Below are 11,805 nucleotides of genomic sequence, written 5' to 3'. Positions count from 1 at the left end.
ACCATTACTATCCATCCGTCAAGGTTTGGTGACATAATGGAAGAGAGGCAGATGATGCTGTCTATCTACAATGTTCTTTTCTGTAGAAAGAGGCAAGAAGCAGTGAAATTTGCATTTAGTACCCTTGGCTGTCCGCAATGGACGACAGAACAGGTCGCGGACAATGCTGTCCGGCTGGGCTATAGTGGTGTTGAGCTACGCCTGCTGGATAATGAAGTTATCGACCCGGTACGTGACGCGGAGAAGGTGCGACAGGCTGTGGCGACCTTCCGCGCACGCGGCGTTGAAGTGTGTGCCTTTGATACCTCCTGTACATTTAATCTCAGCGATGCGGCGGAACGGGCGAAGAACGTTGAGTCCCTGCGCGTCTGGATCCAACTGGCTCAGGAATTGCAGGTACCGATTTTACGTGTCTTCGGAGGTGCTGGTACGGGTGAAAATATCGAGCAGGAAAATCAATGGGTCGCGGAAGCGCTTCGGCAAGTCGCGCCCCAGGCCGAGCAGGCAGGGGTCACCATTACATTGGAAACCCATGATGGCTTTGCGTCCGCGCACCGCACGGCGCAAGTGCTGGATTTAATCGATTCGCCAGCGGTGGCGGCCCTCTGGGATAGCCATCATCCCTATCGCATGGGAGAATCGGCCTCCGAGGTATGGCAGCTACTGGGACCACGCGTGGCACACGTGCACGTAAAGGATGCCCGCCGGGATGATAGCGAAAAATCTGGCTGGAAACTGGTGTTGATGGGAGAAGGCGAGGTGCCGGTACGCGAGCAACTAGCCAGCCTGCAGGCCAATGGCTATGACGGCTATATTTCTGTCGAGTGGGAAAAACGCTGGCATCCAGAAATTGAAGATCCAGAGATCGCCCTGCCACAACACATCAACTGGCTCCATGCCGCCGAAAAACAGCTACAGCAAAAATAAAGAGTTCTCTATAGGCTCTTGCGCCTGCGGTATTCAAACAGCGTTTTACAGAATTGACGTGCTGCCCTGCAGGCGCAAGAGCGCCTGCAGGGCAGCACGTCAATTCTGTAAAACAAAACGGGTATATTAGACGCCGCTAAAGGCGGAAAAGCCGCCATCAACCGGGACAACGATGCCCGTTACAAAGGTCGCGGCCGGACTGGCCAGCCAGAGCAGGGTGCCAACCAGATCCTCGGCCTCTCCCAGGCGATGCATCGGCGTATGGGCGACAATCGTCTCTCCACGTGCGGTAAATCCGCCCGTCTTTTCATCGGTGAGCATAAAGCGATTCTGATTTGTCAGGAAAAATCCTGGCGCGATCGCATTGACACGAATGGCAGGGCTATATTCCTGAGCCATATGCACAGCCAGCCACTGCGTAAAGTTCGTGATGGCGGCCTTTGACGCGCTATAGGCGGGAATACGCGTCAATGGTCGTAGTGAGTTCATAGAGGCGATATTGATAATACAGCCTTGCTTGCGCTCCGCCATACCGCGCCCAAATACCTGGCAACATTTGAGTGTGCCGGAAAAGTTGAGGTCAAAGACATGATCAACCGCTTCATTATCCAGATCAAAAAATGATCGCTCTGGCGATGTGGTAGCGGACGGATGGTTGCCACCGGCACCATTTACTAAAATATCAACAGGGCCAAATGTCCGGATGATCTGTTCCAGGGCCTGCTCCAGGGAAGTGCGATCCACTACATCGCAAGCCAGGCCCAGAGCGCTTCCTCCCTGCGCCTGAATCTTCTCGGCAACGTTACGGGACGACTCCTCATGCCGGCTTAGAATAGCTACCTTTACGCCAGCCTGTGCCAGTGCATACGCCATCGCACTACCCAGTCCACCGCTACCACCAGTGATAACAGCCGTCTGACCTTCTACGTTAAAGAGGTGCTGAAGTTGTGACTCGTAACTCATATTTGCTCTCTCGTATCTTCACTAGCGCCACTATGGATGCATTTCGCGCGTCGCTCACGCTTCTTGACATTCCATGATTAAAGGCTCTTTTGATAAAATCCCTTTCATTGTAACATAGGATCTCGTTTCCATAGCACAGCATTCATCAAATCTGAGGATGGGTTTTACTTTCATCATGTTGGGGGCACGTGAGCACCCCCGCACGCGCGTCCGCCCTGTATCTTTCTGAGCACCGCAGGTGCAAAAAACCAGGTATGCCGCAGGTAATGATTATGAGAGTACGGCACTCTCTGAATACTTATTGACGGGGGCTACTTTTTTGACGTAATATAGCTAACAGGCCATTATACACTTGCTAGTAGTAGTTAGACGAGTAGTAATTGAGTAACACACATGAGTCGCCAGGGTGGCGTATATTTCTAGAAGCGGCCATTGCTGACCCAACCGAAAGGCAACGCATTGCACGCATATTAGGTGTCAATCAAATCAGTCTGATACGCTGGGCTTCGGGGACCTCAAATCCGCGTTTGAAGCACCTCTATGCACTATTAGAAGCTCTGCCTGATCATCGCGAAAAACTGATTGAAATGATCGCGGTTGAATTTCCTCAATTTCGAGCCGATGTCGCAGTTATCGAAGAAATGCCGCAAGAGATTCCTTCGTCCTTCTATGCCAAAATACTAGAAGCCTATAACCAGCGCACCAAACATCTAAGGATCGCTACGATCCGTTCAATGATTCTGCAGCAGATGCTTTCACATCTGGATGCTCGGCAGGATGGGGTCGCCATCTATGCCAGTCAGTGCACCCGACCCCAGGCGGGCAAAAAAGTTCGGAGCCTACGCATCATCGATGGGCGCGGCAATCCGCCATGGCATGCCATCAATAGTAACGTGCGGTTCTATGGCTTAGAGTCCCAGATTGGGTATGCAGTTCAGACCAAACGACCAATCGTTATTCATAAACATCTTATAAAAAAACAGTGGTTCCCCGTCAACTATAACGAACTGGCCGAAAGCATTGTCGCCTATCCTTTAATCCATGCCAATCAAATTGCCGGATGCATGACGTTGATCAGCCCGAAGCCACAGCACTTCAGCGATGTCCACATGGAATTGATCCGCAGGTATGTGGATCTCTTTATGCTCTCGTTTGAATCGTCGGATCTGTATGATTTTGAGCAGATCGCGCTGGGCGTTATGCCTTCATCCGATGTACAGGAAGCAATACTGGAAGAGTTTAATAGCAGAGCGACACAGTTAATCATTGAAGCCAGCAAGCGAGGATTATCCCTGACACGTCCAGAAGCAGAGAAACTGTTATGGCCGGAGATAGAACAGGAGCTACTGGATATAGCCGCAGGCTCTTCCAATGAGATGCCGCCAGCGGCACAGCCAGCATCATGCCCGGAAGTTATCACGCCATCAGCCTATAACCTCGATTAAGTATCCAGTTGCCGCAGGCGCTGAATGGCATGCTGCAGGTACACGGCGTCAATCTTCTGCTGTGAGTGCTCCTGTAACTGGAGCAGGGCGGATAATGCCTGGACATCGCCCGTTTCGCCCAGCGTGAGGATCGCGGTGTTGCGTACGCGCTCATCGGGATCCTGTAAAGTGGTCAGCAGGAGGGCAACAGCTTGTGAACCACCAAGCTTGCCCACAGCAACAATAGCGGCCCGGCGTACCCGGGGCAATTCATTGGTCAAAGCACCCGCCAGCGCAGCCACAGCCAGGGGACCTCCAATCTGACGTAACGCCAGAACGGCTCGCAGTCGCAACGCCGGATCAGGATCATTGAAGAGAGCCGCTAACGGCGCAATCGCTCGCTTATCCGCTAGTTGCCCTAACATTTCGACCGCCTCCATGCGCGCGGCTTGCTCACCGTGTTGAAGTTGTTCCTGCCATAGAGCCAGTCCCTGTTGCTTATCCTCGGCATCTGTTTCACCCATATCCTTAATCCTTTCATTATCTGAGACAGTGTATCTGACGCTCATGAGCATCGCCTGCAGCCTGCCTGAGGTTTCGCACCTCCGGTGCTCACACGTCCGTTGTGTGCTGGTGCAGGGGGCGCAAATACGCCCTCTGCACCAGCACACAAACTAGTGCGGATACGTGTGTGGGCACCCATGTGTCCCTCGATGGCTGGAGTAAAACCCGCGGTGCATACATAAGCATTGTATGTGTACAAAGGTACAGGTTGGCGCTGAACGTTGGGACAATGCGCCGCAATGCATAAAATTTTAAACTATCCCCATATTCACAATAGCAGATAAAGGACACAATGATATGACGACAGATTTGGCAGAGATCAAAAATTTGATGGCCCTGGCCACGGGCGATGAAAAACATAATGCCAGTGCCCACTCTACGCTCGATGTACTCTGGGTACTTTACGATCGTATTCTGCGCTATGATCCTCAACAACCTCACAGCGAAGAACGCGACCGCTTCATCTTGAGCAAAGGTCATGGACCGGTCGCACTCTATGCGATCCTGGCCGCGAAAGGCTTCTTTCCCAGCACGGAACTGCCACATTTCAAAAGCTGGGATGGGATATTAGGGGCCCATCCCGATCGGCAACGCGTGCCTGGCATCGAGGTATCCACCGGTTCGCTCGGTCATGGTCTATCAATGGCCATTGGCGTAACGCTAGCGCTGCAGGCGAAACAGAGCGATCGCCGCGTCTTCGCGCTGGTGGGTGACGCTGAATGCAATGAAGGCAGCATCTGGGAAGCGGTGATGGTCGCCAGCCAGAAAAAATTGAAGCAGCTTACCTGTATCGTGGTCAATAACCATTCCAGCACCATCGAGTATGGAGATATGGCGACCAGATTTGAGGCCTTTGGCTGGCATGCCACAACCATTAATGGCCGCGACCATGAACAGATCTACGCCGCATTAAGCCAGCAAGATGCTGCGAGACCAGGCGTCATCATCGCAGACATTGCCGAACGAAAAGGAGCCTGATTATGACTATCACAGCCACGACCATGCGCGCGCAGATGCGGTATACGCTTGAAGATCTGGCCGCAACTGATCCAAGACTGATGATATTGCTGGCAGATATCAGTGTCGATTACTTTCAGCAACTTCAGCAGCGCTATCCGGAACGCGTACATAATCTTGGTATCCTGGAACAAACCCTGATTGGTACGGGAGCAGGGATAGCAATGGAGGGATTTATCCCGGTTATGCATTCCATCGCCCCATTCCTGGTGGAACGTCCATTTGAACAGATCAAGCTTGATTTCTGCTACCAGGGTCTGCCGGGCAATTTTATCAGTATTGGCGCCTCTTATGACTATAGCACCGAAGGGATGACCCATCATGGGACCGGTGATGTGCAGATCCTACGCAGCCTGCCGGGCATGCAAATTGTCGTTCCGGGAACGGCGACTGAGTTTGATCACCTCTTTCGCGCAATGTACGCCAACGGCTCCCCCACCTACTATCGTCTCAGCGAACACGAAAACCCGACCGACCATCCGGTTGAAGCGGGCAAATTGACGGTGGTTAAACAGGGCAGACAGGCCACCGTTGTCGCGGTCGGGCCCATGCTCAGACATGTCTTGCCAGCAGTGGCGGATCTCGATGTCACGGTACTCTACTGTACAACGGTCGCTCCCTTTGATAGTGAGACACTGCGCCACTATGCGCACCAGAATATCATTCTGGTCGAGCCGTATTATAGCGGCGGTCTGTCCGCGGACATCAGTGCCACCCTCAAGCACATGCCCATCAGGCTGGAGGCAATCGGGGTTCCCCATACTCTGCCAACCCGTTATGGCAGCAGCGAACAGCATGACGCCGCCAACGGGCTAACGCCAGAAGAGATACGGCGCACGATCCTCAGCTTCTTATCACAGTAAGCATTATTGCCCTGGGATCAGGAGGAGGCGTGCGTTCCCCTGATCCCAAAGGCATCTAGAGCCTGGTAGAAAACGAGTGACGACCAGAGGATATATGAACAAAGTGCTGCAGCCAGTCGAGCACAAAGGCCAGTTGTGTGGGAGCGGTGGCGCGTAAAGTGGGATCATCAGAACGGAAGATAAAGTTGAGGTGTTCAATCAAACGTACCGCCTCAAAGAGGCGCAACCATCGTTCGTGCTGTTCTGGAAGGGGGCGCACACGTTCATAGCCACGTAGAAATGCATGTCTCAGCAGATCTTCATCCTGCCTTCCCGCCACTCCATCCAGGGTAATCGAAAGGTCAACCAGGTAGTAGCTCCAGCAACACTTGTGAAAGTCGATCGCGCATACCTCTCCCTTGTGGAACAGATAACAGTCCTGCCGAAGGTTTCCGTGGATGAGCCCATAGCTATCAGGACCGGCCGGGATAGTTGAGAACTCCTCGCGTGCCCGTTCGGCCACTTCAGAAAAGATACGGTACTCACGACCAGTGATTAAGCCCTCACAGCGCGTAGTGGCGAAATCAGGATCAAGCACCGTTTCATCCTCGAACACCTGCTGCCAATCCCAGCGCGGTCGTACAAAATCCTCGGAAGGCACAAACTGTCTGGAGTGTTGATGCAGGCGAGCCAGAAATGTACCCACACGCTCAAACAGGGTGGGAGAGAGGCCAGAATCTACCGAACGCCCGGGCATCCAGCTAAACAGCAAACAGACGCACTCCTCTTCAACGTCCTCAATGCGGACCTCCGGCATCAGCGCACCATCTCGGGCAGCGATAGGCTCTGGCACCAGCAGATCTGTGTCGCGCTTCAGCGCGGTCAACCATTGCAGCTCAGAGTTCCACAACACACGGTCAAAACCTTCCTTGCGGAAGAGATGCAGGGCGAAGCGTCCGTCACCACTCCCCGCGGCCGCGTTGCCTGCATGCATGCCTGGCCTGACATATGAGGCTATACGAAAAACACTGTGCTCCCCTGGAGAAAGCAGCATCAGACGCGTGCCGCCAATATCGTAGTGAGTCAGCGCGGCCTCAGCTAAAATACGCAATCGCCGGACCTGACTGTTATAGTTTGCGGTATCCATTCATTCACCCCCACACCATCAAATAGCCGAAAAATGTGTCTATAACAGACGCACAAAGATTATACATGAAAACATAAACATAGACATCGATCAAATAGTCGATGTCTATACACATATATGAGTATAGCATGCATATGTTAAGAGATTGTTGTACAGGTTATAACGACAGCACTCATATCATCACTTTTGGCGCGCATATTTTCCGCCACATTCTGATGCGAACTGGCAATTGCCTGCTGCACAATCTTTCTAGCAGCAGTTGTACGCTTCTCTTTTTCTAAAAGGAGCGCCAGCGTTTTATCAGTCAGGTTGTCATGAATACCATCGGAGCAGAGCAGGACCCGGTCTCCTGGCTGAACATCTATATGGCCAATATGAACATCCATCGACTTCTCATGGCCCAACGCCTGGGTAATACCATTGCGATTATCAAAATAACTTTTTTCAAGACGGCTAAGCTCACTAATGTTACTGGCCTGGTCAATACGCAATGCGTCTTCCGGGGTAATTGAGCCATCTGATATTTTTAGAGCCAGGTATCCGTCATCATCGGTCAAACGTTTCAAGCCATGATCTGGTCGCCAGAGATAAATGCGGCTGTCTCCAACGTGCGCATACGACATATAATAGATATGGGCATCTTCATCATAAGAAAAAAGGGTCAACGCGGCCGTGGTGGCGGGATACCTGGTATACTCCTGCATACTCTGCGCACGTCGCTCACCTTCCAGAATAATCTGCTGATGGGCGGCATCAAACAAATGCAGGATCATTTCTTCAAGCCTGGGGAATGACGAGAATGGCACAATGCATGGCTCGGTGTGCAACTTTTTCCAGGTGCGGCGCATAACACGCGCCGCCAGGCGTGAGGCCACCTGGCCCGGTCCAGAACCAACACCATCAAATACCGCCGCCAATCCTCTTTTTCGATCTAGCAAAATGGTGTCTTCATTAGGGTCATCACTATAGTAGGTATGCCCTTCGTGTGGCACACTATACCGAACAAAGGTCAATGGCGTTTGGGTAACACCAGACGTAGAATAAGCTCTTACAGAGACTGTCATAGTGAGCCCTCTTTCTTCCAGAATACTATCCAGCATATACAGAATAAAATAGAAGTTCTGCATCAACCAGACGGGGGATCATTTTGAACTATTTTAACATATCTTGAAGCTTTTTTCTGAATTCGTGCTCTTTGGTTATTTCCTATTGCGTAAGGCATATATCAGTCTACCGCGGAAGGACAACACCTGATCAATTGATGAGGACACAATTGTGCTATGATACAAGTAGAGGTTGGACAGGATGAAGATGCCCAATCGCCACAACAGCATCGCAGGAGAGAATAACATTGTCGGATTTACCAGCAGAAAAAACCTTACTCCCATTACAAACAAGCGCGATCTTATTCGATTTAGATGATACACTGCATCACCGCAGCAAGGCCTTTTATGGTTGGGCCAGCGACTTTGCGCAACGCTACCATGATCCGGCGAAAAAAGCTGAGGTAACAGCAATGGTTCGGTACCTTGTCGAGCTGGACAACCATGGTTACCGGCCGCGTGAGGAGTATTTTACCGATGTTAAACGCAAGTATCCGGCGGTAGAGGGATCGATTGAGCAGTTAATTGAGGGCTACCAGCGCGATGTCATTGATCATATCATTTTAGAGGATGAGATCATGCTCCTCTTGCAACAATTGCGCGCGCGCCAGATCCCCTTTGGCATTGTTACAAACGGGGTGGGCTATCAACAGAAACGCAAAATTAAGAGGCTGGGAATCGATGCCTACACGGACTGCATTTTTGTCTCGAAAGAGTTTGGAAAGCAGAAGCCCGATCCCGCGATCTTTCTGGCGGCGGCTCGCTGTCTGCAAAAACCTACGCAGGAGATTCTATTCGTTGGCGATAATCCCGAATTCGATATCTGGGGAGCACACCAGGTAGGCATGAAGACGGTCTGGGTCCATCATGAGCCCCGGCAGTGGCCGGAACAGATTTCGCCCGAGGTCGCCGACCTGACAGTGCATACATTCGCCGATCTTCTCCCGGTACTGGGCTTACAGTCGGAAAAAGATGAAGAGAATACGGCGGTCAGTCAGGGCTAAAGAGTGACATACAGGCATTGAGATTGAGGAAAGCGGTTTTAAGATTAAGATGGCATCAATTATAGCTACCCTGGGATATATTCTTTCGCCGGATGGGTCACACGTTTTGATGATTCACCGCAATAAACGCCCCGATGATATCCACTATGGGAAATATAATGGCCTGGGCGGAAAATTACATGCGCAGGAAGATATCATGTCCTGCATGAAACGAGAAATCGAGGAAGAATCGGGTCTGATCGCCGATCATATGTTGCTGCGCGGCACCATTTCCTGGCCCGGCTTTGGTAAGCAGGGACAGGATTGGTTCGGTTTTATCTTTATTGTCGATCGCTGGCATGGAGAGGCACACCAGGGGAATGAGGAGGGGACGCTGGAATGGGTGGAACGCTCGGCGATTGCGACGCTGCCGGTCTGGCCCAGTGACCATCAATTTTTACCCATGGTTTTTGACGATGATCCAAGGCCTTTCCACGGCGTTATGCCATGGAAGGACGGAACGATGCTTAGCTGGAGCTATGTGCGCTCATAAGTTGGTCTGACATCTGGAACGGCACATAGAAAATCGATCACTCTCAGGTATCGGAGCGATGCGCGCGCGCGGCATACCTGGCCAGGGCGTTGAGCTCTTGCGTAAAGACGTTCTTCAGGATGGCGGGATACAATGCCTGCTGGAAACGAGCCCACAGGGTGTGGGCCGGTTCCCAGTGAGCCGCGATCTGAACATGCGCCTGTTCACCGCCCATGGCCGGGGTGACGGCAAACATGGTCACAAGCGACGAGGTGGTCTCCCTCTCCACCAGCATTCGGCCAGGCTCAGGCTCACTAACAACGGCGCGCGCGGCACGCTCAATACCATACGCGTGTACCCGGTAGCGGATCACCGTTCCATCGCCCTGTCCACCCGACTCAACCTCAAACTGGCGTATATACTGCCTGGGCATAATCTTCATGTGCCCCCGGCGATAATCCGCCAGCAGCGCGTAGACAACCGCCGCAGGGGCGGCAATCAGCGCGACAGTCTCATAATGATTCTGTGCCATACTACTACTTTCTCTTCCTTTCTGTCGATTCCTCTATCTACCTGTCCACATCAGGCTGGCGCAACGTAAAGCAGAAGCGGCTTCCTTGACCCGCAATACCCTCGCTCTCAACCCAGATCCGTCCGCCCATCCCTTCTACAAATTGCTTGCAGATATACAGGCCAAGGCCCGTACCGTGTACCGAGCTGGCAGCATCACGCTTGAGACGCGAAAATTTTTGAAACAGATGAGGCATATCAGCAGCCTCGATACCGGCCCCTTCGTCCTTGACACATACACACACCGTGTTATCCTTTCGCAGGCTGGCGCAGATGACCACCTCCGTGTGCGCGGGCGAATATTTGCAGGCGTTGGAAATGAGATTGCGCAATATCTGCCGCAATTGTTGCCGATCAGCCAGAACCACCAGGCCAGGGCTAATACTCAGTTCCAGCGTGTGCTCCTGAAGATAGATGTGTTCGCAGATTTCCGCAATCGTCGCGGCCAGCGGCAACTCTTGTATGTAGATCGGCTTCCCTTCTTTTTCCACCTGCGACATATCGAGCACGTTTCTGATGATTAATTCCAGCTCGTCACAGCCGTAGGATGCACTCTGCAAAAAAGTGCTCCGCGTGGCTTCATCGAGCTGATCGCCGTGTTCCAGCACAAGATTAATGTAGCCTCGTATCTCCGTCAATGGTGAACGCAACTCGTGACTGACACTCATCAAAAACTGGTCGCGCGCTTCTTCTAATTGCTGCTTATTATAGGACTGGCTCAACTGCTGCACACCGTGTTGTGGTTGCGGGCCCGCAATAGCGGACGCATGACGGCTGAAAGGGAGCCACAGGAAACCGAAGCAGATAAGTACTACCCCCGGCGCCAGCATCCCGAACGCAAAATCCTCGACGAGTAGAGAGGACCAGTGCAAAGTATGGATATGCAGGGTCACCAGGCTGGCACAAAACAGTAAGGAGGACAGAGCACCCAGGCTGGCAATTCGTAGCCCGAACAGGCAACAGGCAACCGCCACAGGGATGGCACAGAGCGCGACGATTCGCGAGTCGCAGGCCTCAAATAAGGCGTACGCGATAACAATAAAAATAACGCTACAACTACCCAGCAAGAAAGCCAGACGTACACGCAACGATAAACGATGTAGAAAAAAAGGTACCAAAGATCGCAAAACACTTGCTCCCATTCACACAGAAAAGCTGGCACGAGCCATTAAAGGGACCCGTCCCTTTCCGATAACATACAATACCAGCCTGTGTATTATGCCGCTGGCATAGCATGCCGAAAACCGGGGGACTTGTGCAGGAGCCTAGTCTGATTGTAAAGAAATATTTTCTGGTAGCATAGCAACGCCAAACCAGTACTGATTGAGCATCTCAACAATAGCCAGCAGACGCTGAGTGCTCATAGGTTTCAGAATATAGCTATTCGCACCTTGCTTGAAGCTAACTTCGATATCATGCTCATCTGCGGAAGATGTCCAGACAATAACCGGTATCATGCGTAAGGTTTCATCCCCCTTGATCTCCTGCAACACCTCAAGACCATCTACCGCTACCAGTTTTAGATCGAGCAGAATCAGTGCTGGTATAGGTGACTTCTGCGGATCGCTGTAACGATCCCTCTGATACAGATAATCCAGAGCCTCCTCACCATCAGCACAGCGAACGATTGGGATAGTGATCGCAAGCTTTTTTAAAGCCCACTCAATAAGCTCTACATCTTCATCGCTGTCTTCTACCAAGAGCAAAGGTGCCAATACACTACGATCCATTTT

General features: G+C 51.9%; 13 protein-coding genes. 6 read left to right on the top strand and 7 right to left on the bottom strand.

From position 1 onward, the window contains the following. Positions 1-102 precede the first annotated feature (102 nt). Entirely contained in the window at positions 103-927 is an 825-nt protein-coding gene (locus tag KTT_RS33455) for a sugar phosphate isomerase/epimerase family protein (protein WP_160146321.1), read from the top strand. A 126-nt stretch (positions 928-1,053) separates the two neighbouring features. On the opposite strand, the gene KTT_RS33450 is transcribed toward KTT_RS33455, so the two are convergent. Beyond that, positions 1,054-1,890, bottom strand: coding sequence for an SDR family oxidoreductase (locus tag KTT_RS33450; protein ID WP_126602205.1), 837 nt, complete (start codon positions 1,888-1,890; stop codon positions 1,054-1,056). A 380-nt stretch (positions 1,891-2,270) separates the two neighbouring features. Between KTT_RS33450 and KTT_RS33445 the strand changes: the two genes are divergently transcribed. Then, positions 2,271-3,335, top strand: a complete 1,065-nt coding sequence (locus KTT_RS33445; protein ID WP_126602203.1) for a GAF domain-containing protein — start codon at positions 2,271-2,273, stop codon at positions 3,333-3,335. On the opposite strand, the gene KTT_RS33440 is transcribed toward KTT_RS33445, so the two are convergent. After that, complete coding sequence (locus KTT_RS33440) at positions 3,332-3,838, bottom strand: HEAT repeat domain-containing protein (RefSeq protein ID WP_160146320.1); 507 nt, start codon at positions 3,836-3,838, stop codon at positions 3,332-3,334. The genes KTT_RS33445 and KTT_RS33440 overlap by 4 nt on opposite strands. 337 nt (positions 3,839-4,175) lie before the next feature. Between KTT_RS33440 and KTT_RS33435 the strand changes: the two genes are divergently transcribed. Then, entirely contained in the window at positions 4,176-4,856 is a 681-nt protein-coding gene (locus KTT_RS33435; protein ID WP_126602199.1) for a thiamine pyrophosphate-binding protein, read from the top strand. 2 nt (positions 4,857-4,858) lie between these two features. Next, a complete protein-coding gene (locus KTT_RS33430) occupies positions 4,859-5,758 on the top strand; it encodes a transketolase family protein (protein WP_126602197.1) in 900 nt (299 codons plus the stop codon). 55 nt (positions 5,759-5,813) lie between these two features. On the opposite strand, the gene KTT_RS33425 is transcribed toward KTT_RS33430, so the two are convergent. Both KTT_RS33425 and KTT_RS33420 read right to left on the bottom strand, forming a co-directional pair. Further along, positions 5,814-6,884, bottom strand: a complete 1,071-nt coding sequence (locus KTT_RS33425) for a phosphotransferase enzyme family protein (RefSeq protein ID WP_126602195.1) — start codon at positions 6,882-6,884, stop codon at positions 5,814-5,816. A gap of 137 nt (positions 6,885-7,021) precedes the next feature. Next, the gene (locus tag KTT_RS33420) at positions 7,022-7,948 is read right to left on the bottom strand and encodes a PP2C family protein-serine/threonine phosphatase (protein WP_160146319.1); all 927 of its coding nucleotides are present in this window, start codon (positions 7,946-7,948) and stop codon (positions 7,022-7,024) included. Positions 7,949-8,235: 287 nt separating this feature from the next. Between KTT_RS33420 and KTT_RS33415 the strand changes: the two genes are divergently transcribed. Both KTT_RS33415 and KTT_RS33410 read left to right on the top strand, forming a co-directional pair. Further along, complete coding sequence (locus tag KTT_RS33415; protein ID WP_160146318.1) at positions 8,236-8,991, top strand: HAD family hydrolase; 756 nt, start codon at positions 8,236-8,238, stop codon at positions 8,989-8,991. A 49-nt stretch (positions 8,992-9,040) separates the two neighbouring features. Continuing rightward, positions 9,041-9,523 carry an NUDIX hydrolase gene (locus KTT_RS33410; protein WP_126602189.1) on the top strand — a complete coding sequence of 161 codons (483 nt, stop codon included), beginning with the start codon at positions 9,041-9,043 and terminating at the stop codon, positions 9,521-9,523. A 43-nt stretch (positions 9,524-9,566) separates the two neighbouring features. Here KTT_RS33410 and KTT_RS33405 read toward each other — a convergent pair whose 3' ends face one another. The 3 genes from KTT_RS33405 to KTT_RS33395 all read right to left on the bottom strand — a co-directional run bounded on the left by KTT_RS33405 (position 9,567) and on the right by KTT_RS33395 (position 11,802). After that, positions 9,567-10,034 carry an SRPBCC family protein gene (locus KTT_RS33405; protein WP_126602187.1) on the bottom strand — a complete coding sequence of 156 codons (468 nt, stop codon included), beginning with the start codon at positions 10,032-10,034 and terminating at the stop codon, positions 9,567-9,569. Between the two features lie 37 nt (positions 10,035-10,071). Continuing rightward, positions 10,072-11,199: a sensor histidine kinase gene (locus KTT_RS33400; RefSeq protein ID WP_160146317.1), complete on the bottom strand. Its 1,128-nt coding sequence runs from the start codon at positions 11,197-11,199 to the stop codon at positions 10,072-10,074. A gap of 138 nt (positions 11,200-11,337) precedes the next feature. After that, a complete protein-coding gene (locus KTT_RS33395) occupies positions 11,338-11,802 on the bottom strand; it encodes a response regulator (protein WP_126602182.1) in 465 nt (154 codons plus the stop codon). Positions 11,803-11,805: the final 3 nt, after the last annotated feature.

It is taken from the genome of Dictyobacter aurantiacus (assembly GCF_003967515.1).
Taxonomy (GTDB): Bacteria; Chloroflexota; Ktedonobacteria; order Ktedonobacterales; family Ktedonobacteraceae; genus Dictyobacter; species Dictyobacter aurantiacus.
This window is presented reverse-complemented; position numbering and strand designations above follow the sequence as displayed.